Annotated in this window: 20 protein-coding genes and 1 tRNA gene; 13 read left to right on the forward strand and 8 right to left on the reverse strand. The window is 65.8% G+C overall.

Features of this window, described 5'->3' with window-relative positions; all coding sequences use genetic code 11:
• Positions 1 to 99 precede the first annotated feature (99 nt).
• Both ACLBWL_RS09525 and ACLBWL_RS09530 read left to right on the forward strand, forming a co-directional pair.
• Positions 100 to 495, forward strand: a complete 396-nt coding sequence (locus tag ACLBWL_RS09525) for a cytochrome c-type biogenesis protein (RefSeq protein WP_447792452.1) — start codon at positions 100 to 102, stop codon at positions 493 to 495.
• Positions 456 to 1136, forward strand: coding sequence for a tetratricopeptide repeat protein (locus ACLBWL_RS09530; protein ID WP_447792454.1), 681 nt, complete (start codon positions 456 to 458; stop codon positions 1134 to 1136). Before ACLBWL_RS09525 ends, ACLBWL_RS09530 begins: the two co-directional genes overlap by 40 nt.
• 116 nt (positions 1137 to 1252) lie before the next feature.
• Here the strand turns inward: ACLBWL_RS09530 and ACLBWL_RS09535 are convergent, their stop codons facing one another.
• Complete coding sequence (locus ACLBWL_RS09535; protein ID WP_056058060.1) at positions 1253 to 1471, reverse strand: DUF3072 domain-containing protein; 219 nt, start codon at positions 1469 to 1471, stop codon at positions 1253 to 1255.
• A 50-nt stretch (positions 1472 to 1521) separates the two neighbouring features.
• Positions 1522 to 2628, reverse strand: a complete 1107-nt coding sequence (ald, locus tag ACLBWL_RS09540) for an alanine dehydrogenase (RefSeq protein WP_447792456.1) — start codon at positions 2626 to 2628, stop codon at positions 1522 to 1524.
• A 127-nt stretch (positions 2629 to 2755) separates the two neighbouring features.
• Here ald and ACLBWL_RS09545 point away from each other — a divergent pair, with 127 nt between their 5' ends.
• The 6 genes from ACLBWL_RS09545 (at position 2756) to ACLBWL_RS09570 (ending at position 9559) form a co-directional block, all read left to right on the forward strand.
• Entirely contained in the window at positions 2756 to 3196 is a 441-nt protein-coding gene (locus tag ACLBWL_RS09545; RefSeq protein WP_254686007.1) for an Lrp/AsnC family transcriptional regulator, read from the forward strand.
• Positions 3197 to 3487: 291 nt separating this feature from the next.
• The gene (locus ACLBWL_RS09550; RefSeq protein WP_447793460.1) at positions 3488 to 5386 is read left to right on the forward strand and encodes a potassium transporter Kup; all 1899 of its coding nucleotides are present in this window, start codon (positions 3488 to 3490) and stop codon (positions 5384 to 5386) included.
• A 172-nt stretch (positions 5387 to 5558) separates the two neighbouring features.
• On the forward strand, positions 5559 to 6077 hold the full coding sequence (locus ACLBWL_RS09555) for a 2'-5' RNA ligase family protein (RefSeq protein ID WP_447792459.1): 519 nt from the start codon (positions 5559 to 5561) through the stop codon (positions 6075 to 6077).
• A 66-nt stretch (positions 6078 to 6143) separates the two neighbouring features.
• Positions 6144 to 6220 (forward strand) — tRNA-Met (locus tag ACLBWL_RS09560).
• A 181-nt stretch (positions 6221 to 6401) separates the two neighbouring features.
• Positions 6402 to 8774 carry an FdhF/YdeP family oxidoreductase gene (locus tag ACLBWL_RS09565; protein WP_447792461.1) on the forward strand — a complete coding sequence of 791 codons (2373 nt, stop codon included), beginning with the start codon at positions 6402 to 6404 and terminating at the stop codon, positions 8772 to 8774.
• Positions 8771 to 9559, forward strand: coding sequence for a formate/nitrite transporter family protein (locus ACLBWL_RS09570; RefSeq protein ID WP_447792463.1), 789 nt, complete (start codon positions 8771 to 8773; stop codon positions 9557 to 9559). The genes ACLBWL_RS09565 and ACLBWL_RS09570 overlap by 4 nt, the downstream gene beginning before the upstream one ends.
• Before the next feature lie 30 nt (positions 9560 to 9589).
• Here ACLBWL_RS09570 and fdhD read toward each other — a convergent pair whose 3' ends face one another.
• The 3 genes from fdhD to ACLBWL_RS09585 are packed head-to-tail and all read right to left on the reverse strand — an operon-like array spanning position 9590 to position 13175.
• Entirely contained in the window at positions 9590 to 10378 is a 789-nt protein-coding gene (gene fdhD / locus ACLBWL_RS09575; RefSeq protein ID WP_447792465.1) for a formate dehydrogenase accessory sulfurtransferase FdhD, read from the reverse strand.
• The gene (mobA, locus tag ACLBWL_RS09580; protein WP_447792467.1) at positions 10375 to 10980 is read right to left on the reverse strand and encodes a molybdenum cofactor guanylyltransferase; all 606 of its coding nucleotides are present in this window, start codon (positions 10978 to 10980) and stop codon (positions 10375 to 10377) included. Before mobA ends, fdhD begins: the two co-directional genes overlap by 4 nt.
• Positions 10887 to 13175, reverse strand: coding sequence for an FdhF/YdeP family oxidoreductase (locus ACLBWL_RS09585; protein ID WP_447792469.1), 2289 nt, complete (start codon positions 13173 to 13175; stop codon positions 10887 to 10889). Before ACLBWL_RS09585 ends, mobA begins: the two co-directional genes overlap by 94 nt.
• Positions 13176 to 13300: 125 nt before the next feature.
• Here ACLBWL_RS09585 and trxB point away from each other — a divergent pair, with 125 nt between their 5' ends.
• Positions 13301 to 14269, forward strand: coding sequence for a thioredoxin-disulfide reductase (gene trxB, locus ACLBWL_RS09590; protein WP_447792471.1), 969 nt, complete (start codon positions 13301 to 13303; stop codon positions 14267 to 14269).
• 9 nt (positions 14270 to 14278) lie between these two features.
• On the opposite strand, the gene ACLBWL_RS09595 is transcribed toward trxB, so the two are convergent.
• Genes ACLBWL_RS09595 through ACLBWL_RS09605 form a run of 3 tightly spaced genes read right to left on the reverse strand, consistent with a single transcriptional unit; the run spans position 14279 to position 16010 of the window.
• Complete coding sequence (locus ACLBWL_RS09595; protein ID WP_447792473.1) at positions 14279 to 15037, reverse strand: hydrolase 1, exosortase A system-associated; 759 nt, start codon at positions 15035 to 15037, stop codon at positions 14279 to 14281.
• Positions 15025 to 15702 carry a hypothetical protein gene (locus ACLBWL_RS09600; protein WP_447792475.1) on the reverse strand — a complete coding sequence of 226 codons (678 nt, stop codon included), beginning with the start codon at positions 15700 to 15702 and terminating at the stop codon, positions 15025 to 15027. Before ACLBWL_RS09600 ends, ACLBWL_RS09595 begins: the two co-directional genes overlap by 13 nt.
• Positions 15703 to 15731: 29 nt before the next feature.
• Positions 15732 to 16010 (reverse strand): acyl carrier protein, encoded by a 279-nt coding sequence (locus ACLBWL_RS09605; RefSeq protein ID WP_447792476.1) that lies wholly within the window; start codon positions 16008 to 16010, stop codon positions 15732 to 15734.
• 77 nt (positions 16011 to 16087) lie between these two features.
• On the opposite strand from ACLBWL_RS09605, the gene ACLBWL_RS09610 reads away from it, so the two are divergent.
• The 4 genes from ACLBWL_RS09610 to ACLBWL_RS09625 all read left to right on the forward strand — a co-directional run bounded on the left by ACLBWL_RS09610 (position 16088) and on the right by ACLBWL_RS09625 (position 21223).
• Entirely contained in the window at positions 16088 to 17680 is a 1593-nt protein-coding gene (locus ACLBWL_RS09610; RefSeq protein WP_447792478.1) for an acyl-CoA ligase (AMP-forming), exosortase A system-associated, read from the forward strand.
• Positions 17677 to 18903, forward strand: a complete 1227-nt coding sequence (locus ACLBWL_RS09615; protein WP_447792480.1) for a pyridoxal-dependent decarboxylase, exosortase A system-associated — start codon at positions 17677 to 17679, stop codon at positions 18901 to 18903. The genes ACLBWL_RS09610 and ACLBWL_RS09615 overlap by 4 nt, the downstream gene beginning before the upstream one ends.
• Positions 18904 to 19043: 140 nt before the next feature.
• Positions 19044 to 19688 (forward strand): XrtA/PEP-CTERM system exopolysaccharide export protein, encoded by a 645-nt coding sequence (locus ACLBWL_RS09620; protein ID WP_447792482.1) that lies wholly within the window; start codon positions 19044 to 19046, stop codon positions 19686 to 19688.
• An 11-nt stretch (positions 19689 to 19699) separates the two neighbouring features.
• Entirely contained in the window at positions 19700 to 21223 is a 1524-nt protein-coding gene (locus ACLBWL_RS09625; protein ID WP_447792484.1) for an XrtA system polysaccharide chain length determinant, read from the forward strand.
• Position 21224: the final 1 nt, after the last annotated feature.

The raw sequence follows: 21224 nt of genomic DNA on the forward strand, positions 1-21224 counted from the left end.
CCGCTTGCGGGAGGGGTTAGGGGAGGGGCTTCCTCTCCCACGCCGAGCGCACGTTTGAGTCATGCCCTCCCCCGACCCCTCCCGCGAGCGGGAGGGGAGGTGCTGGCGGCACTGTGGCTCTGCATTTCTCCGGCCGCCGCGCAGCCCGTCACGCCGCCCGCTCACTATGCCAACGTCCAGCTCGCGGATCCTGCCAAGGAAGCCTCCGCGCGCGCGCTCATGGAAACGCTGCGCTGCCTCGTCTGTCAGGGCCAGTCGATCGCCGACAGCGATGCCGACATGGCCGCCGACATGCGCGCGCTGGTCCGTGAGCGGATCGAGCGCGGCGAGAAGCCGGCGTCGATCCGTGCTTGGCTGATTGCGCGCTACGGCGATTACGTGACCTACGATCCGCCGCTGTCGGGCCTGACTTGGCCGTTGTGGCTTACACCGATCCTGCTGCTTGGCGTCGGCGCTTGGATCGCGCGGTCGAGCTTTCGGCGGAGGACGCGCTGATGGGCTGGGTCTGGCTCGGCGTGATCGGTGCGGGGGCGTTCGCGTTGCTCGCGGTGTTGAAGGTGAACCGGGTTCTTTGGACGATGGTCGCGGCGGCACTGATGCTCGGCGCGGCGGGGTATGCGTGGCAGGGGCAGCCAGGGCTTGCCGGCCATAGTGTATCGACCGGGCTTGCGCCGACGCCCGACGATGGCGCGATGCTGGAGCTGCGCGATCAGATGCTGGAGCGCTACACCGGCGCGGCAGCGTATCTGGTGGCCGCGGATGCGATGACGCGGATCGGCGATCGTCGCGCGGCGGTGCAAGTGTTGCTGGGTGGAATCCGGGTCGCGCCGAAGAGCTTGGTCTTGTGGACTGGGCTCGCCAATGCGCTCACTGCACATGATGCGAACCAGGTTTCCCCGCCTGCGTTGTTTGCATTCCAGCAGGCGATGCGTCTGGCGCCTAGACATCCCGCGCCGCCGTTCTTTCTCGGCCTGGCGTATGTAAGGGCAGGGGAATTTGCGACGGCTCGGCCATATTGGGCGAAGGCACTAGCGCTGACGCCAGCCGGCATATCATACCGCGGCGAGATCGCTGCGCGACTGGCATTACTAGACCGATTGCTGGCCGCGCAGGATATTGAAACGCCGGGGCAATAATATGTCCGTAATCTTGGGCTCCACCCAGAATCCAGAGCCATCAGCGGTGCCGCAATGGGCTCTGAATCCTGAGTTTCGTAAGGATGACGGGCCGTAAGACTATTGTGCAGGCGGGCTTACTGCCCCCGCCCAGTCTTCGACTGCAATTCGTCGATCTTCTTCGACGCATCCGCCTTGGTCAGCGTCTCGTCGAATTCCTCGTGTGCTTCCTCGGACAGCGTCTTGAGGTAGCTCGCCTGCGCACCGGTCATCTTCTCATCGCCGGTGGTCCAGTCGTCCGGGTCCTTCTCGGCGTTCGAGAACGGTTCGGATTTGGGGTTCGGGGTGTCGGACATTGGAAATTCCTTTCCTCTCTCCAACACCCATGTTCCGCATCCGTTCCCGATCAGCTGACCCAAGCTTCGTAAGGTAAACCTAGATCATCCGCGACCGCCTTGTACGCGATCTTGCCCTTGTAGACGTTCAGCCCGTTGGCGAGGTGGGGGTCGGCCTTCATCGCCGCTTCGGCGCCCAGGTTCGCCAGCTTCAACGCGAACGGCAACGTCGCATTGTTCAGCGCGAACGCCGAGGTCCGCGCGACTGCGCCCGGCATGTTGGCGACGCAGTAATGGATCACGCCGTCGACCTCGAACACCGGATCCTCATGAGTCGTCGCGTGCGACGTCTCGAAGCATCCGCCCTGGTCGATCGCGATGTCGACCAGCACCGAGCCGCGCTTCATCGTCTTCAGCATCTCGCGTGTGACGAGCTTCGGCGCAGCGGCGCCCGGCACCAGCACCGCACCGATCACCAGATGCGCGTTCTTCACCGCCGCCGCGATCGCGGCCTTCGACGCATACGCCGTCTTGATCTGGCTAGAGAAGAACATGTCCAGTTCGGCGAGACGATCGTTCGAGATGTCGTAGATCGTCACGTCGGCGCGCATGCCGACCGCCATCTGCGCGGCGTTGACGCCTGACACGCCGCCACCGAGGATCGCGACCTTGGCGGGCGCGACACCGGGGACACCACCGAGCAGGACACCGCGTCCGCCCTGCTCCTTCTCGAGATAGTGCGCACCGACCTGCACCGACATGCGGCCTGCGACCTCGGACATCGGCTTGAGCAGCGGCAGCCCGCGGCGATTATCGGTGACGGTCTCGTACGCGATGCAGGTCGCGCCGGACTTCATCAGCCCCTCGGCCTGCGGCTTGTCGGCGGCGAGGTGGAGGTAGGTGAACAGCAGGTGGCGCGGTTCGAGCATCGCGATCTCGCCCGTCTGCGGCTCCTTGACCTTCACGATCATGTCGGCGCCAGCAAACACCGCGGCCGCGGTCGGCAGGATCGTCGCGCCCGCATCGACATAGTCCTGGTCCTCGAAATCGATGCCCGAACCGGCCTGCGTCTCGACCACGACCTCGTGCCCGGCGGCGACCAGTTCGGCGACCGATGGCGGGGTCAGGCCGACGCGATATTCGTGGTTCTTGATTTCCTTGGGGACACCGACGCGCATTGATTCCACTCCATTATCGTTTGCGCGATAGTAGCGCGCCTTGGACGGGAAGGGTTCGCAAACTCGTTTCAATACGGTAGCGCATTTGCAAGATGCGTGCATCCACCGCCGTCAAAACGAGAGAATCTTGAGCGCCACGATCGAACGCAGGATACTCGACCTGCTCGCCGCCAATTCCGACCTGACCAGCGCAGAGCTCGGCGACGCGGTCGGCCTGTCGGCGAGCGCCGCGCATCGGCGTGTCGCGCAACTGCGGGAGAGCGGCGCGATCACCGGCTACCGCGCGGTATTGTCGCGCGCGGCTCGCGGCGATCCGAGCATCGTTCTGGTCAACGTCACGCTCCGCGACCAGCGCAAGGAGACGATGGCGGCATTCGAGGCGGAGATCGTCGATTGCCCGCAGGTGGTGCAATGCTTCCTGATGAGCGGCGAGGCGGATTACATGCTCCATGTCGAAATCCGTGACGGCGAGACGTTCGAACGCATTCACCGCGAGACGCTGTCGCAATTGCCGGGGGTGACGCGGCTGGCGTCGCATTTCGTCATCCGCGAAGTCGTCACTCGTTAGCGTTTTCCTGCGAACGCAGGAGTCCAGGATCAAGAACGTCAGCGCCCGTCACCCTGGGCTCCTGCGTCCGCAGGAGAACGGAAATGGTCGAAGCGTTTTGCGCGCGACGGACGCGTCCATTCTGACCCGGTTAATCCACGCTAACCGCCCCGCCGTTGCCGCCCTCTACCCCTCATGCTAAATGCGCGCGCTTGGGGCACAGGGTGAAATCGGAAATTCGATGAATATTGCTGCACTTCCGGGCCGATTCACCGTCCAGTGAGCGTCGACCAGACCGCCGCGGCCTCGACCGTGCCACCCGCCAATCTCGATCTAGAGACGGGACATCACCATTCCGACGGCATGCTGAAGCTCGCCTTCGGGGCGATCGGCATCGTCTTCGGCGATATCGGCACCAGCCCGCTCTACGCCTTCCGCGAGACCTTCGCCGGCCATCACAAGCTCGCGCTCGACGCGGCGCACATCATGGGCGTCATCAGCCTGATGTTCTGGTCGATGATGATCGTCGTGACGGTCAAGTACGTCATCATCATCATGCGCGCCGACAACAAGGGCGAGGGCGGCAGCCTTGCGCTGCTCGCGCTGGTCTCTGGCAAGACCAGGACAAAGCGCTGGAGCCGCGGGATCATCCTGCTCGGGGTGTTCGCGACTGCGTTGTTCTACGGTGACAGCATGATCACGCCGGCGGTGTCGGTGCTGTCCGCAGTCGAAGGCCTCGCCGTGGCCGCGCCCGCGTTCGCAGGCCTCGTGCTGCCGATCGTGATCGCGATCCTGATCGCGCTGTTCTGGGTCCAGAAAAGCGGCACGGCGCGCATCGGCCTCGTGTTCGGGCCGATCATGCTGGTGTATTTCAGCGTCATCGCGGTGCTCGGCATCCTCAGCATCGTCCAGACCCCCGGCGTGCTCTGGGCGCTGTCGCCGCACTATGCGGTCGAGTTTTTCCTGATCGACCCCGAGCGCGCCTTCCTCGCACTCGGCTCGGTCGTGCTCGCGGTCACCGGCGCCGAGGCGCTGTACGCGGACATGGGGCATTTCGGCCGCAAGCCGATCGGCCTGTCCTGGCTGTTCTTCGTACTCCCCGCGCTGATCCTCAACTATATGGGGCAGGGCGCGCTGCTGTTCCGCGACGGGCGGGAGGCGCTGGTCAGCCCGTTCTACAATCTCGCGCCCGAAAGCCTCCAGCTTCCGCTCGTCATCCTCGCGACGATGGCCGCGGTGATCGCGTCGCAGGCGGTCATTTCCGGCGCGTTCTCGGTGACGCAGCAGGCGATCCAGCTCGGCTTCATCCCCCGCCTTCGCATCGAGCACACCAGCGCCTCGACCGCCGGCCAGATCTACATCCCGCTCGTCAACGGGGCGCTGATGACGATGGTGATCCTGCTCGTGCTGTTCTTCCGCACCTCGTCGAACCTGACGAGCGCGTACGGCATCGCGGTGACCGGTGCGATGTTCATCGACACCTGCCTGCTCGGCGTCGTCCTGTTCCGCCTCTGGAACTGGCCGAAGATCGCGGCAATCCCATTGCTGGCGATCTTCTTCACCGTCGATGGCGCCTATTTCGCGGCGAACCTCACCAAGGTGCCGGCGGGCGGCTGGTTCCCGCTGCTGGTCGGCTTCATCATCTTCACGATCCTGACGACCTGGTCGAAGGGGCGGCAGCTGATGATCGATCGCATGCACGAGGCGGCGATGCCGATCCAGGTGTTCATCGGCTCGGCGGCCAGCTCGGCGTCGCGCGTACCGGGCACCGCAGTGTTCATGACCTCGACCGCGGACGGCGTGCCGCACGCGCTGCTCCACAATTTGAAGCACAACAAGGTGCTGCACGAGCGCGTCATCCTGCTGACGGTCAAGATCGTCGGCCAGCCTTACTGGCCCGCCAACGACCGTGCGGTGCGCGAGGAGCTAGGCGACGGCTTCCACCGGCTGATCCTGCGCTACGGCTTCATGGAGGACGCCGACGTGCCCGCGGCGCTGCGCCAGGTCCATAATTGCGGCGCGGATTTCAAGATGATGGACACCAGCTTCTTCCTGTCGCGCCAGACGCTGCTCGCGTCGGACAAGCCCGGGATGATGATCTGGCGCGAAAAGCTGTTCGCGTGGATGCTGCGCAACGCCGAAAGCGCGATGGAGTTCTTCCGGTTGCCGACGAATCGCGTCGTCGAGCTTGGCAGCCAGGTCGAGATTTGATGGCTCATTTGGTCCATATGCCGAACGCGCTCGGTGCGCCTATCCTCCGGACGTTTGCTCCCCCCCGGCGGAGGCCGGGGCCCAATTGGAGAGGTTGCCGTAACGGAGCGCGGCCTTCGTCATTGACGTTTCCCAATTGGACCCCGGCCTTCGCCGGGGGGGTGCCTCTCCTATGACGGCTCCGACCGAAGTCGCCCCGATCATCGTCACCGCCCTGTTCGGTCGCCAGGACACCACGTTCTTCGACTCGATGCGACGCGAGCATTTCCCGCCCGAGCGCAACCAGCTCGATGCGCATCTGACGCTGTTCCACCATCTGCCGCCTTCAGGCCTCGACGAACTCAAGCACCGCCTCAACCAGGAAACCCGTGGTATCCGGGCCCCGCAGGCGCGGATCGGTGGCCTGATGTCGCTCGGTCGTGGCGTGGCGTACCGGATCGAGTCCCCGGACCTCGTCGGTATCCGTGGGCGTCTCGCCGACGCGTTCACCGGCATGCTGACGCCGCAGGACGCCGGCGGCTGGCGTCCGCATGTCACGATCCAGAACAAGGTCAGCCCGCCGGTGGCCAAGCTCCTGCTCGTCAATCTCCAGCGCGATTTCACCCCGAAGGATGTCGAAATCGCCGGTCTGGGCGCGTGGTGGTATCGCGGCGGACCATGGGAAGCGATTTCCCGGCACATGTTCGCTTGACCGCCCCGAAACCGCTTCCTATAGGCCGCGCCTCGCAGGGAAGAACGCTTCCCTGACGGACGGTACGGCGAAGTAGCTCAGTTGGTTAGAGCACGGGAATCATAATCCTGGGGTCGGGGGTTCAAGTCCCTCCTTCGCTACCATTTTGGACTTAGCGCACGGCGGCGCTGGCCCATTACCCGCAGACCGACGCAAGCGATCACCAAGTGCGGGAAACTCGTTTTCGCAATCGTAAAATGCGGTTCTATTGCCGTACGTTAATGGTCAGCCTCTGTGTCGCGTTTTCGGCGTGCGCGAGCGTTTGGCGGTACGGGAGAGACGAGTATGCGTGAGAAACGTCCCGAGGGGATCGCCGATTACACCGGCCCCGCCGGCGGCTGGGGTGCGCTGAAAGCGGTCGCCGTCTCGCTCAAGGCGCAGCAGATCGTCGTGCGCGGCGGCCAGACGCTGCTCAAGTCGAACCAGCCCGACGGCTTCGATTGCCCGAGCTGCGCATGGCCCGACCCGAAGCATACCTCCTCGTTCGAATTCTGCGAGAACGGCGCCAAGGCCGTCGCCTGGGAATCGACCGCCAAGACGATCGGTGCCGACTTCTTCGCCAAGCACAGCGTCTCCGACATCTGGCAGCAGAGCGATCACTGGATCGAGGATCAGGGCCGCGTTACCGAGCCGCTCCGCTACAATGCCGCCACCGATCATTATGAGGTCGTGAGCTGGGACGAGGCGATGCGCGAGATCGGCGCAGGCCTCGCCGCCGTGCCCGATCCCAACCAGGCGGAGTTCTACACCTCGGGTCGCTGCTCGAACGAGGCGGCGTTCCTGTTCCAGCTGTTCGTCCGGCTGTACGGCACCAACAATTTCCCCGACTGTTCGAACATGTGCCACGAGGCCACCTCGGTCGGGCTGCCGAAGTCGATCGGGATCGGCAAGGGCACGGTCAGCCTCGAGGATTTCGACCACGCCGACCTGATCCTCTCGATCGGCCACAACCCCGGCACCAACCATCCGCGGATGATGGCGACCCTGCGCGAAGTCTCGAAGCGCGGCGGCAAGATCATCGTCTTCAACCCGCTCAAGGAACGCTCGCTCGAACGCTTCGAATCGCCGCAGTCGGTGGTCGAGATGGCGACGATGTCGGCGACCCCGATCGCCAGCAGCTATTATCAGGTGAAGGTCGGCGGCGATGCGGCTGCACTGAAGGGCATCGCCAAGGCGCTGGTCGCGCTCGACGACGCGGCAAAGACGTCCGGCGGCGAACCCGCGCTCGATCATGCGTTCATCGCCGAGCATACCGCCGGGCTCGACGACTATATCGCCGATCTCGCGACCACCGAATGGGCGGACATCGAACGCTCCAGCGGGCTCTCGCGCACCGATCTCGAAGAAGTCGCGCTGGCATACTCGAAGTCGAAGTCGACGATCTGCTGCTACGGCATGGGCGTCACGCAGCACCGCACCGGCACGACCAACGTCCAGCAGATCGCCAATCTGCTCCTCCTGCGCGGCAACATGGGCAAGCCGGGTGCGGGCATCTGTCCGCTGCGCGGCCACAGCAACGTCCAGGGCGACCGCACCGTCGGCATCACCGAGCGGCCGATGCCGGTGCTGCTCGACGCGATGCGCGACGTGTTCGGGTTCGAGCCGCCGCGCGACCACGGCCATTCGGTGGTCGAGAGCATCGCCGCGATGCGCGACGGCAAGGCCAAGGCGATCGTCTGTCTCGGCGGCAATCTCGCGATCGCCTCGTCCGACCCGCAGGCGTGCGCGGAAGGGTTCCGCAACCTCGATCTCGCGGTCCACATCACCACCAAGCTCAACCGCACGCAGTTGCTGATGGCGAAGGCGACCTATGTGCTGCCGTGCCTGGGGCGGACCGAACTCGACATGCAGGCGACTGGCCAGCAATCGGTGACGGTCGAGGATTCGATGTCGATGGTCCACGCCTCGCGCGGCTTCCTGATGCCGCCGGGCGAGAACGTGAAGTCGGAGATCTGGATCGTCGGCGAGATCGCCAAGGCGACCTTCGCCGCCAAGGGCCGCGCGCCGGTCGAGATCGACTGGGACGCGTATGTCGGCGACTACAGCCTGATCCGCGACAAGATCGAGGCGGTGTTCCCGGCGTTTGCCGACTACAACGCGCGCATCCGCAAGCCGGGCGGCTTCCATCTGCCGAACTCCGCGGCGATGCGCGAGTGGAAGACGGACAGCGGCAAGGCGAACTTCCTCGTCACCAAGGGCGTCGAGGAGGACGAGGGCGCGGGCGATCCGACCGTGCTGCGGCTGACGACGCTGCGCGCGCACGATCAGTACAACACCACCGTCTACAGCCTCGACGACCGCTATCGTGGCGTGTTCGGGCGGCGCGACATCCTGTTCATGAACGAGCGCGACATAGCGCGGCTCGGGCACAAGGAAGGCGACGTCGTTGACATCGCCACCGCGCTTCAGTTCGCGCGCCCCGACCGGGTCGTGCAGAAGTTGATGCTGGTCCGCTATGCGCTGCCCGATGGCTGCGTGGCGTCCTATTATCCCGAGACGCAGCCGCTGATCGCGCTTGAGGACCATGATCCGCAGAGCTTCACCCCCTCCTATAAATCCATCCCGGTGACCGTCCGTCCCGCCGCCGCCGACCTGGGGTCGGATCGCGGCGTGGTGCGTGCCGGGATCGTCGGCCAGCAGAGCAAAGTCCACGCATGAGCACCGGATATTCGTCGACGATCGACACCTACGCGACCCTCGCAGCCACCAAGGCGGAGGCGTTGCGGCGCTCTCCCGCGGGGTTCTTCGCGGGCGCGATCCTTGCGGGCACGTATATCGGCATCGCGATGATCTTGGCGCTCAGCACGGGCTCGGGGCTCGAGCCCGGCGTCCGGCCGCTGGTGATGGGCGCGACCTTCGGGCTCGGGCTGATCCTGACGGTGTTCGCTGGTGCCGAACTGTTCACCGGGTACGTCATGTATCTCGGCTTCGGTCTGGCGAAGCGGACGGTCAGCATCGCCGATGCGCTGAAGCTGATCGTGGTTGTCTGGATCGGCAACCTGGTCGGCGGGATCATCCTGTCGTTCATCTTTGCGGCGGGCGGCGGCGGCGCGATCTATGCGAACGCCGACACGATGTTCCACGCCTACGTCCAGCATAAGGTGTCGGTCGACGCGACTGCGTTGCTGGCGCGCGCGATCCTCTGCAACTGGCTCGTCTGCCTCGCGATCTGGACCGCCGCGCGGATGACGGGCGACGCCGCCAAGTGCATCGGCATGGCCTGGATCCTGCTCGCGTTCGTCGCCGCCGGGTTCGAGCATTCGGTCGCCAACATGACCGCACTGACGCTCGGCCTGCTCGTCCCGCATTCGTCGATCGATATCTTTGGGATGATCCGCAATCTCGCGATCGTCAGCCTCGGCAACATCATCGGCGGGCTGGTGTTCGTCGTCGGTGGCTATCTGGCGGCGTCGAAGACCGATGCGGTCCTCGCCGCAAAGTAAGCCGTCTTGGCCTGGCCGCACCGGTTGCGGCTAGGCGAAGACGTTCCACGGATCGTTGACCACCAGGATCGCGTCGCTGCGGGCTAGCGCGAGCAATGTCAGGCCGTGTGCGCGCGCATGATCGATCGCCAGGCTGGTCGGGGCGGAGATGCCCACCAGCATCGGCGTGCCGGCGATCAGCGCCTTGTCGACCATCTCGAAACTGATCCGCGAGGTGACGACGATGAAGCCGTCGATTTGCGTGCCGGCGATCGCAATGCCGCCGACAAGCTTGTCGAGCGCGTTGTGGCGTCCGACGTCCTCATAGGCGGCGATGATCCGGCCCTCACGATCGCATGCCGCTGCCGCGTGAATCGCGCCCGTCGCGGCGTTGAGCGGCTGATGCGCGCGTAACCCTGCCAAGGCAGCAAACAGTGCAGAGACGGGCGTGGCGGGCTTTGGCGGCGTTCCCAGTACCGGTTTGCGCAGTTGTTCGAGCCCGGAGATTCCGCACAGCCCGCAGCTTGTGTCGCTGGTGCGGTGGCGGACGCGGTCGTGGATTCGGCCCTTGCAGCGCTCGGACAGCCCGACGCGGACGATCCAGCCCGCCTCCGCTTCGAAGACATCGATGTCGCGGACGTCTTCGGCGCTGTCGGCAAGCCGCTCGGTCATCAGGAAGCCGGTGGTGAACTCGGCCAGATCGGCCGGGGTCATCATCATCACCGCATAGCCGAGCCCATCGATCTCGATCGCGACGGGTACCTCGATCGCGATCGCGCGTTCTCCCGCGGTGATCGAATCGGGGCGGAGGATCTTGATCGGCAATGTGCGCGAAATCATAGGAGGGCGAGGTCTTCCGGGGTGTTGACGTTGACGATCGGTCCGCCAGCCGGGATCGGCAGCGCGCCGATCGCCTCGGCCCAGCCGCGTACAGACCGCCGCGGCGATGCCGCGATATGCGCGATCAGCGTGGCGGTCGACGCGGTTTCCCAGTGGCCGAGGACGGGCGCTTCGGGGCAATAGGCCGGCGCGCGCCGCAACAGTGCGTCAAGCAGCCCGCGCGGCAGCCGCGGCATGTCGCAGGCGATCGTCAGGATCGACGTGAACCCAAGCCCCCCGGCGTACTGGAGCGCGCCGGCGATACCGCCCAGCGGACCAAGGCCGGGGCAGGGCAGGTCGGGAATCGCGCCGTCCGGTCCGACGATCACCGCCTGCTCGACGTGATGCAACAGCAGTTCGCGCGCATGTTCGGCGAGCGCACGGCCGTCGAACATCGCGCGCGCCTTGTCCGACCCGAACCGCGACGATCGCCCGCCCGCCAGGACGACACCCAGAACATGCGCCTCGGTCAGCGCGTCCTCTCCATCCGCACCGGCACCGATTTCGCGGCGGGCACATGGCTTTCGCGAGCATGGTGAGCAACCGGCATGAGCAGATTGCACTCCGGGTAATACGCACCCAGACAACCCTCGGGGATCGAATATTCGACCACGCGCAGCTTGTTCAGGCGACGGTCCGAATTGCCACCGGCATCGCCGACCAGATCGACCTCGTCGCCGTCGGCGATGCCCATCCGGGCCATGTCGCTGCGGTTCATGAATACGATATCGCGCGTGCCCTTTACGCCGCGGAAACGGTCGTGATAGCCGTAGACGGTCGTGTTGAACTGATCGTTCGACCGCAGCGTCATCAGGCGGAAACGGCCGTCGGCCTCTTCGAACCCGGTCACGTTGAGTGATTGCGGGATGTTGATTTCGGCCTTGCCGCTCTCGGTCTTCCACTCGCGATGCGCGGCGGGAACGCCCTTCCAGAACCCGCCGGGCGTGAACATCTGCTTGTTGAAGTCCTTGAACAGCTCCGGATACGTCACCTCGATCGCATCGCGAACGCGCGCGTAATCCCGCACCCACGCATCCCAATCGAGCTTCGGATTGGGCGCGAGCGTCGCCTTCGCGATCCCCGCGACGATCGCCGGCTCGGACAGCAACGTCTCCGCGGCAGGCGTCGCCTTACCCTTCGAGCCGTAGATCTGGCTGAACGAATCCTCGATCGACACGCTCTGTGGCCCGGTGCCCTGCATGTCGGTCTCGATCCGGCCAAGGCAGGGGAGCAGATACGACGTCTCGCCGGGCAGCAAGTGCGAGCGGTTGAGCTTGGTGGCTATATGCACCGTCAGGTCGAGCGCGCGCCACTTCGGCTCCATCCGCGCATGATCCGGGATCGCGCGGACGAAATTGCCGCCAAGCCCGACGAACGCCTGCGCGCTGCCGTCGAGGACCGCCTCGCAGGCTTCGACCGTATCCCAGCCCTTCGCGCGCGGCGGCTCGAAGCCGTATTGCTCGGCCAGCTTGTCGAGCGGGGCGAGTTCGGGCTTTTCGGTGATGCCGACAGTGCGCTGGCCCTGGACGTTGGAATGACCGCGAACCGGGCCCATGCCGGCGCCGGGCTTGCCGATATTGCCGCGGAGCAGCATCAGATTGACGACCATGTGGACGTTGTCGATCCCGCCGACATGCTGCGTCAGCCCCATGCCGTACACCGCTATCACTGCCTTCGACTTGGAATAGACCTTCGCCGCCGCCTCGATCTCGGTGCGGGGCAGGCCGCTTTCATGCTCGATCGTCGCCCATTCGGTCGCGCGCGCGACCTCTGCAAACGCCTCGAATCCGGTCGTGTGCTCGGCGAGAAACGCGTGGTCGAGGACGGGCAGGCCGTTGATGCGCTTGGCGGTGTCGTCGGCCTCGATCAGGTATTTGCACATCCCCATGATCGCGCCGACGTCGCCGCCGGTCTTGAGCTGGTGATATTGCGAGGCGATCGGCGTCGACTTGCCCGTCACCATCTCGATCGGGTTTTGCGGATCCTGGAATTTCTCCAGCCCGCGTTCCTTGAGCGGATTGAACACGACGATCTCGACGCCGCGCTTCGCACAGTCGCGCAGCGGATGCAGGAATCGCGGGCTGTTCACGCCGGGGTTCTGCCCGAAATAGAAGATCGCGTCGCACTTCTCGTAATCCGAGAGATGGATCGTGCCGACCGCGGAGCCGATCGCCGACTTGAGCCCGACTGACGTCGTCTCGTGGCACATGTTCGAGCTGTCGGGCAGGTTCTGGCTGCCATACATCCGCGCGAGCAGGCTATACATGTACGACGTTTCGAGGCTCGCACGGCCCGACGCGTAGAAGATGACCTTGGTCGGATCATAGGTCTTCAGCTTGGCGCCGATGCCCGCGAACGCCTCGTCCCAGCTGCACGCGGTGTATTTGTCGGTGGTCGGATCGTATTTCAGCGGATGCGTCAGGCGCCCGGCCTGTTCCAGGTCGTAATCCTTCCAGCCGATCAGTTCGCTCACCGTATGCTGCTCGAAAAACGCCGGCGTGACGCGGAACGAGGTCAGTTCCCATGCGGTCGCCTTCGCACCATTCTCGCAGAATTCCGCGACATGCGGGTTCGCCGGCTTACCCCAGGCGCAACTGACGCATGCAAAGCCGTCCGGCTTGTTCTGCCGCGCGAGCTCGCGGATCACCTCCGGACCGACCTTCTCACGCGCGGAAATCTCGACCAGCGACTTCATCGAGCCCCAGCCACCCGCGGGCGCGGTGTAATCCTCGATCTCGACGGTCCGGTCTTCGCTCATGATTGTCTCCGCTTTTATACTCGAACGAAGCGGCGAAGCTTTCGATGCAGGCGGGACAGATTTACCGGCGGTTCAAATCCGGGCGGTCATCGCCTAGATACGATACGAATCTCCAAGGAACCACGATGACGACGCACACGACCCGCATGCTTATCCTCGGCTCGGGCCCCGCCGGGCTCTCTGCCGCGATCTATGGCGCGCGTGCCGGGATGGCGCCGATCGTCGTGCAGGGCATCCAGCCCGGCGGCCAGCTCACGACGACGACCGATGTCGAGAATTACCCCGGCTTCAAGGACGTCATCCAGGGCCCATGGCTGATGGAGCAGATGCAGGCGCAGGCGGAGCATGTCGGTACGCGGATGATGTGGGACACGATCACGCAGGTCGACCTGACCAGCCGCCCGTTTCGCCTGATCGGCGACAGCGGCGACGTGTACGAGGGCGACACGCTAGTGATCGCCACCGGCGCGCAGGCGAAATGGCTCGGGATCGACAGCGAGGAGCCGATGAAGGGCAAGGGCGTCAGCGCCTGTGCGACCTGCGATGGGTTCTTCTACCGCGGCAAGAAGGTCGCCGTCATTGGCGGCGGCAACACCGCGGTCGAGGAGGCGCTGTACCTCACCAACCATTCGCCCGACGTGACGCTGATCCACCGCCGCGATTCGCTGCGCGCGGAGAAGATCCTTCAGGAGCGACTGTTCGCGCACAAGGGCGTGACGGTGCTCTGGAACAAGGAGGTTCGTGAGTTCGTCGATGGCGGCGGCACTGCGGGGTTGGTCGCGCTCGAACTCGAGGACACGGTGACCGGCGAGCGCTCGCGGCTCGCGGTCGATGGCGGGTTCGTGGCGATCGGCCATCACCCGGCGACCGAGTTGTTCCGCGGGCATCTCGAACTCGATTCGGACGGCTATATCGCGGTCGAGACCGGCTCGACGCGTACAAATGTCGAGGGCGTGTTCGCGTGCGGCGACGTAGCGGACAAAGTCTATCGGCAGGCGGTGACCGCGGCGGGCACGGGCTGCATGGCGGCGCTGGATGCCGAGCGCTTCCTCGCGGCTGCCGAGTTCGCCGAGCTTGCCGAAGCCGCCGAGTAAATCGGGAGGTTAGTCGAGGGAACGCCGGATTGCCATTTCCAGCGCGGCGCCCGCCGCGCCGGTGAAGCTGTGCGAGTCGGTGTCGATCGTCTCTGACGGGACGGCGGCGCCGGCGGCTGAGGCGAAGGCTATCGCGGTCGCATCGCCGCGGGCCAGAATGACCGCGGCGTTGGTGTGCCAGCTCGCCAGCGCGGACAGGACACGGCTTGTAAGCGCCTCAGACTGGCTGGCAGAAATGCGCTTCAGGCCTCTGATTAGCTTACGAATATCGACACTGCCGAGCAGGGCTCTTCGCCACGTCACGGGGTCGCGGAGCGCCGCTCCGTAGCGGGCCCGGATGGCGGCGGCGGGGGGGAGGCCGTCGATCGGTTCGACGACCCAGGGGTTGGCCAGGACGATCCGGTCGATGGCCGCCGATCGGCCGAACAGCGCCAGCGTGGTGGCGGCATCGCAATTGCCGAACCCGACCAGGCGCGTGACATGCGGAGCGGCGGATCGGAACGCTGCGGCGGCGGCGATCAGGTCGGGCTCTGCGCTGAGGAAGCCGCGATTGTCACCGGTCGAGTCGCCGACGCCGCGCCGGTCGTAGCGGAATACCGGAATGCCGGTGGCGGCCAGACGGCGGGCGAGCATCGCCATGCCGCGGTGCGCGCCGCTGCGGATCTCGTTGCCGCCTGAGACTATCAGCAGGCCGGTCGTGCCGGTGGCTTCGTCGAGCGTGGCGACAAGCATTTCGCCTTCGCAGGGGAAGGCGATCAGCTTTCGCATGATGCGATCCACTGCGAGATATCTTCCGCAAGTGTATGCGCCAACGCGATATCGTTGTCGGGCTCCGACCGCCGCCACAGGGGTGAAGCAGGGTATTTCACGTCCGCCTCACGCGGATCGGATTCGAGCCTGACGATCCGTCGGGCGCCCCCACCAGGGTAAGGCGTGGCCTCGCGGAGATCGGTCAGCATGTTGCGGGACAGCGTGTTGCCCGCATATTCGGTTTCGTTGGTGGGAGCGGACCGGGTAGTCGCTCGCGTGCGGTCCAGCTCCCGCAACAGGTCTTCACCGGCTTGCGGGGACAGCTGCCACCGGCCGGCGAGGGCTGCGTCGGTATCGAAGAGCGCGCCGCTTCTTATCGAAATGCCGTAGGTGTTCGGGCCAAGGTGTTGAGCGAGATCGACATAGGCCTTGCGCTGGTCGCGGAGCCGCGCGTCGCTGGTGACGACGATGCTTTCGCCGGTGCCGGGAAAATCGGGGAGCACGCTGCCGATGCCGTGAGCGGCTAGAGCACGCAGAATGGTAACCAGGAACTGGCGCGTGCGGTTCGCCTCCTCGAACAGCGGGAGCGCGGCAATGACGATCGGGCCCGTATCGGGACCGAACCGCAGCATCGCTTCGCGGCCGCCGCTCCAGTCATAGGTGTCGAAGCAGAGGCCGGTCATCCCGGCCGAAGCTAGACCGCGCGTTATGGCTAGACCAGTGCCTTGGTCGCGGCAAACTGGACGAGAGCACCGAACGTCTCGAGCATCTCGCCGTCGATCTCGTCGTCCTCGATCAGGATGCCGAGCCGGTCCTCGAGTTCGGTCAGCACGCTTGCTACCGCCATCGAATCGAGTTCGGGCAGCGCGCCGAACAAGGGCGTGTCGTCGGTGAACGCGGCGACGCGGTCGGCGCTCAGGCCGAGGATATCGGCGAGGACGGCGCGTACCGTCGTTTCGACTTGGGAAGTGCCTTCGAAGATCACGAGCATCGCCTGAACCGTTACGAACCGCGCCCCGCTAGCGTGTGGGGGTGAATTCGGCAATCGCTTGGCGCTATTAGGGGCGGATGATCGCCCTCGACCCGACGCCATACCCTATCGACCATGTCGCGTTGCGCGGCGCGCCCGACGCCGTTGCGCTGGTCGACAAGGCCGGCGCGATGACGTTTGCCGAGCTTGAGGCCGGGGTAGGGGCGCTGGCGGGGTGGTTTGCCGGTCGGGGGCTGTCGGCGGGTGACCGGGTGGCGACGTGGCTGCCGAAGACCCGCGTTGCTTGCGTGATGCCGCTGGCGGCGGCGCGGGCGGGGCTGGTGCATGTGCCGGTCAATCCGTTGCTGAGACGGGCGCAGGTCGCGCATATTCTGGATGATAGCGGGGCGCGGTTGCTGGTGACTCAGCGCGCGCGCGCTGGGACGTTGAACTATGGTGACGTTCCGGATGGGTGTGCAATCGTGGACGAAGTCGATCTTCCCTTGGCTCCCCGGCCTTCGCCGGGGAACCGCGAGCAAGGCAGTATCGGACCGTCCGACGCCGATCCCGATAGTCTCGCAGCGATCCTCTACACGTCCGGCTCCACCGGGCGGCCGAAAGGGGTGATGCTGAGCCACGCGAACCTGTGGCTGGGGGCGATCTCGGTCGCGCATTACCTGAAGCTGGAGCCGCACGACCGCGTGCTCGGGGTGCTGCCGCTGTCGTTCGACTATGGCCAGAACCAGCTGTTCTCGACCTGGGCGGCGGGCGCGTCGGTGGCGCCGCTCGATTATCTGGTCGCGCGCGACGTGGTGAAGGCGGTCGAGCGCGTCGGGGCGACGACGCTGGCGGGGGTGCCGCCCTTGTGGGTGCAGTTGGTCGAAGCGGAGTGGCCCGCGGACACCGCGGCACGGTTGAAGCGGCTGACCAATTCCGGCGGAGCGTTGACGCCGCGGTTGGTGCGGGGCTTGCGCGAATGCTTTCCGTCGGCCGACGTGTACGCGATGTACGGCCTGACCGAAGCATTCCGGTCGACATATCTTGACCCGGCGCTGATCGATACGCATCCCGATGCGATGGGGCGGGCGATCCCGTTTGCGCAAGTTTCTGTGGTGAAGCCTGACGGGACGCGCGCCGCGCCGGGTGAAGCGGGGGAACTGGTGCACGCCGGGCCGCTCGTCGCGCAAGGCTATTGGCAGGATGCGGAGCGGACGGCGCAGCGGTTTCGGCCCGCGCCGGACGGGGGCGGCGTCGCGGTGTGGTCGGGGGATACCGTGGTCGAGGGCGAGGACGGATTGTTGCGGTTCGTCGGGCGCAACGATGAGATGATCAAGAGCGCAGGGAACCGGATCAGTCCGCTTGAGGTCGAGGAGGCGGTGCTGGCTGGCGGCGAGGCGCGCGAAGCGGTCGCTGTCGGTGTGCCGGACGAGCGGTTGGGGCAGGCGATCGTGGTTATGCTGGCCGGGGACGCGGACGAGGAAGCGGCACTGCGGGCGCGGTTGCGGACGGCGTTGCCGAGCTTCATGCAGCCGGGGAGGTATCTCTGGCGGGACGAATTACCGCGCAACGCCAATGGGAAATTGGACAGGTCTGCCATCGCGTTGGAGGTACGAGATTGTTCATCCGCGAAGGCGGGTGCCCAGACTGGGTCCCCGCCTTCGCGAGGAAACAAGGAAGGGAGGGAGTCATGAAACCAATGGGTGCTCTTCCTCCGGAGTTTGCCGCGCAGACAGACGCGTTGATCATCGCAGGCCGAACGGCGGTCGATTGGGTCGCGCACGCAGGGGAAACACCGCTGTTCGTCTACGACATGGCGATCGTCGCCGCCCGGATCGCACGGTTCCGCGCGGCGATGCCGGCGATCGATCTGCACTATGCGATCAAGGCCAATCCGCATGCCGACCTGCTGACCGCTATTGCGCCGCCGGTCGACGGGCTCGACGTTGCCTCGTCGGGGGAACTGATGAAAGCGCTTGCGGTCAAGTCAGCCGCCTCGATCAGCTTCGCCGGGCCCGGCAAGCGTGACGACGAACTCGTCGCGGCAATTACCGCGGGCGCCACGCTAAACGTCGAGTCCGAAGGCGAGGCGGCGCGTGCGTTCGCGATCGGCGACCGGCTCGGGCGCACGCCGCGCATGGCGGTGCGCGTGAACCCCGATATCGAGCTCCGCGGATCGGGCATGCGGATGGGTGGACGGGCGTCGCCGTTCGGGGTGGATGCGGTGCGCGCCGCGGCGCTCGTGAAAGCGATCGTCGCTGCCGGCGCGGACTGGCGCGGCTTTCATATCTACGCCGGCAGCCAGGCGCTCGATCCGGGCGCGATCATCGAGACGCAGGCAGCGACCATCGAACTCGCCGCGCGGCTGGCAAACGAGGCGGGCGTCTCGCCGCCGCTCGTCAATCTCGGCGGCGGTTTCGGCGTGCCCTATTTCGCGGGCGATGTCGCGCTCGACGTCGAGCGCGTCGGTAACGCGTTGGCCGAAGCGCTCGCATCCCGCCCCACGATCCTTGCCGAGACACGGTTCGCGATCGAACTCGGCCGCTGGCTCGTGGCCGAAGCGGGCGTCTACCTCACCCGCGTCATCGACATCAAGCAAAGCCAGGGCGAGACCTTCGTTGTGGTCGATGGCGGGCTCAACCACCAACTCGCCGCCAGCGGCAATTTCGGCACGGTCGTGCGCCGCAACTATCCGCTCGCGGTCGCCGCGCGCATGGGCGACGCTCCGGCCGCAACCGTTTCGGTCGTCGGCCCGCTCTGCACCCCGCTCGACCGGCTCGGCGACAAGGTCGCGCTCCCACCGGTCCATGTCGGCGACCTGATCGCGATCTTCATGGCCGGCGCTTACGGTGCTAGCGCGAGCCCCGCGGCGTTTCTCGGGCATCCACCCGCCACCGAGATCGTATCTGTGCTATAGTGATACGATGTCGACCTATCGGGCGCATGGTTACGGGGCGCTCCTAACGCTATCTTCACCTGTTCCCGCCATAGCGAAGGTTGAGTTTAGCCGACTGTCGGTCCGCCGATGGCTGGCGTGACGCCAGGAGAAAAGTGCCAATGCGTTCCGGATCCGTTTCGAAATCCCTGCTGACCCTTGGCGTGGCTGCGACCACGCTCGGCGCCTGCACGAGCACCGGCGGCCGTCCCGAACTGCCGCCCGCGCCGTATGTCGCGAGCCAGGAGCTACCGGGCGAGGAATACGTGATCGGCCCGCTCGACCAGCTCAACATCTTCGTCTGGCGTAATCCCGAACTGTCGTCGAAGGTCCAGGTTCGTCCCGACGGCCGGATCACCACGCCGTTGATCAACGACATGCCCGCGGTCGGCAAGACCCCGGCGATGCTCAGCGACGACATCAAGAAGGCGCTCGGTGCCTATATCAAGGATCCGATCGTCTCGGTGATCGTCGAGAATTTCAGCGGTACCTACAGCCAGCAGGTCCGCATCGTCGGCGCGACCGAAAAGCCCGCCTCGATTCCGTTTCGGGCGAACATGACGCTGCTCGACGCGATGATCGCGGTCGGCGGTCTCGGCCAATATGCCGCGGGCAACAAGGCGCGGCTGGTGCGCTACGACCGCGCGACCGGCAAGCAGACCGAATACGGCCTGCAGATCGGCAATCTGCTCAAGAAGGGCGATTCGTCGGCGAACGTCCGGCTCCAGCCGGGCGACGTGATCATCATCCCCGAATCGATGTTCTGAGGGACGCCGGGATGAACGGGATCTACGACGAGGTGCGCATCGCGCTGCACACGATCTGGACGCGGCGCTGGCTGGCGCTCGGCGTGGCCTGGGGCGTGTGCGTGCTCGGCTGGCTGGTCGTGTCGCAGATCCCGAGCCGGTATGATTCGACCGCACGCGTCTTCGTGCAGATGCAGACGATCCTGCCTGCCGGGATGGACGGCGTGCCGCAGAGCGTGCCGATGAGCGTCGATGCGATCCGCACCACGCTGACCTCGGCGGTGACGCTCGAAAAGGTCGTGCGCGGGACCGACCTCGCCAACACCGTGTCGAGCGACCGCGATGTCGCCGACCGCGTGTCGAGCCTGGCGCAGAACATCAAGGTCGTCTCGCAGCAGGATAATCTGTTCCAGATCACCGCCACCGCCTCCAGTCCGAAGCTCGCGCCACAGATCACGCAGAAGCTGATCGACCTGTTCGTCGAGCAGAATCTGGCGGGGGACCGGTCGAAGACCACGCAGAGCCTGACCTTCCTCGACCAGCAGCTCGCCGCCCGGCAGAAGCAGCTGACCGACGCGGAGGCCAAGCGCGCCGATTTCCAGAACCGCTATCTTGGCGCGTTGCCGGGGACCGGGTCGATCAGCGACCGGATCGGCGCGGCGCGGTCGCAGATGGCGCAGGTCGACGGTGATCTCGCCGCCGCGCAGTCGAGCCTCGCCGCGGTGCAGGGCCAGATGGCGGGAACGCCAGCGACCGTCGCGGGAGCCGGCGGAGTAGCGGGCGCGGCCGGCCCGGCGCGGGCACGGTTGCAGGCGATCCAGGGCCAACTCGCCGATGCGCGTGCGCGCGGTTATACCGAGAATCATCCCGACGTTGTGGCGCTGAAGAGCCAGCTGGCGGCGGCGACCGCGGCGGCGCGCAGCGAACCGCTCTCGGGGGGCAACGCCGCGGGTAGCGTGCAAAACCCGCTCTACGCCTCGCTCCAATCGATGGTCGCGGATCGCCAGGCAACCGTCGCGTCGCTGCGGATGCGCAAAAGTCAGTTGCAGAGCGATCTCGACCTACTCAATTCAAAGCTTGCGGGCGATCCGGAGGTTGCCGCCGAACAGGGTTCGATCGACCGCGACTATCAGGTGCTTAAGGATCAGTACGACACGTTGCTGACGCAGCGCGAGCAGACCGCGCTGATGGGGCAGGCGCAGTCGCAGAGCGATCATGTGAAGTTCAGCGTGATCGACCCGCCGACCAAGCCGCGGACTCCCAGCGCGCCGAACCGGATGCTGCTGTTGTCGGGCGTGCTGGTCGCTGGACTCGCGGCCGGGATCGGCGCAGCCTTCGCGATGGGGCAGTTGCGCGCGACCTTCGCCACCTCGAGCCGGCTTGAAAAGGTCGCGGGGATGCCGGTGATGGGGTCGATAAGCGAGGTCGTGACGCGGGTCCAGTCGGACCAGCGGCGGCGCAAGCTGACGATGTTCCTGGGTGGTACCGCCGCCCTGGGCGCGGCCTATGTCCTGCTGTTGGGGGTCGAGATCCTGCAGCGCGGTCTGGCGGCATAAC

It is taken from the genome of Sphingomonas sp. M1A8_2b, assembly GCF_053345535.1.

Bases quoted from the DNA above. Each gene is read 5' to 3' on its own strand.
- ACLBWL_RS09625 (WP_447792484.1), top strand. From the start codon at position 19,700: ATGAACGGGATCTACGACGAGGTGCGCATCGCGCTGCACACGATCTGG.
- ACLBWL_RS09610 (WP_447792478.1), top strand. From the start codon at position 16,088: ATGATCGCCCTCGACCCGACGCCATACCCTATCGACCATGTCGCGTTG.
- ald (WP_447792456.1), bottom strand. From the start codon at position 2,628: ATGCGCGTCGGTGTCCCCAAGGAAATCAAGAACCACGAATATCGCGTC.
- trxB (WP_447792471.1), top strand. From the start codon at position 13,301: ATGACGACGCACACGACCCGCATGCTTATCCTCGGCTCGGGCCCCGCC.
- ACLBWL_RS09615 (WP_447792480.1), top strand. From the start codon at position 17,677: ATGAAACCAATGGGTGCTCTTCCTCCGGAGTTTGCCGCGCAGACAGAC.
- ACLBWL_RS09600 (WP_447792475.1), bottom strand. From the start codon at position 15,702: ATGACCGGCCTCTGCTTCGACACCTATGACTGGAGCGGCGGCCGCGAA.
- ACLBWL_RS09620 (WP_447792482.1), top strand. From the start codon at position 19,044: ATGCGTTCCGGATCCGTTTCGAAATCCCTGCTGACCCTTGGCGTGGCT.
- ACLBWL_RS09605 (WP_447792476.1), bottom strand. From the start codon at position 16,010: ATGCTCGTGATCTTCGAAGGCACTTCCCAAGTCGAAACGACGGTACGC.
- ACLBWL_RS09570 (WP_447792463.1), top strand. From the start codon at position 8,771: ATGAGCACCGGATATTCGTCGACGATCGACACCTACGCGACCCTCGCA.
- ACLBWL_RS09555 (WP_447792459.1), top strand. From the start codon at position 5,559: ATGACGGCTCCGACCGAAGTCGCCCCGATCATCGTCACCGCCCTGTTC.
- ACLBWL_RS09585 (WP_447792469.1), bottom strand. From the start codon at position 13,175: ATGAGCGAAGACCGGACCGTCGAGATCGAGGATTACACCGCGCCCGCG.
- fdhD (WP_447792465.1), bottom strand. From the start codon at position 10,378: ATGATTTCGCGCACATTGCCGATCAAGATCCTCCGCCCCGATTCGATC.
- ACLBWL_RS09595 (WP_447792473.1), bottom strand. From the start codon at position 15,037: ATGCGAAAGCTGATCGCCTTCCCCTGCGAAGGCGAAATGCTTGTCGCC.
- ACLBWL_RS09565 (WP_447792461.1), top strand. From the start codon at position 6,402: ATGCGTGAGAAACGTCCCGAGGGGATCGCCGATTACACCGGCCCCGCC.
- ACLBWL_RS09535 (WP_056058060.1), bottom strand. From the start codon at position 1,471: ATGTCCGACACCCCGAACCCCAAATCCGAACCGTTCTCGAACGCCGAG.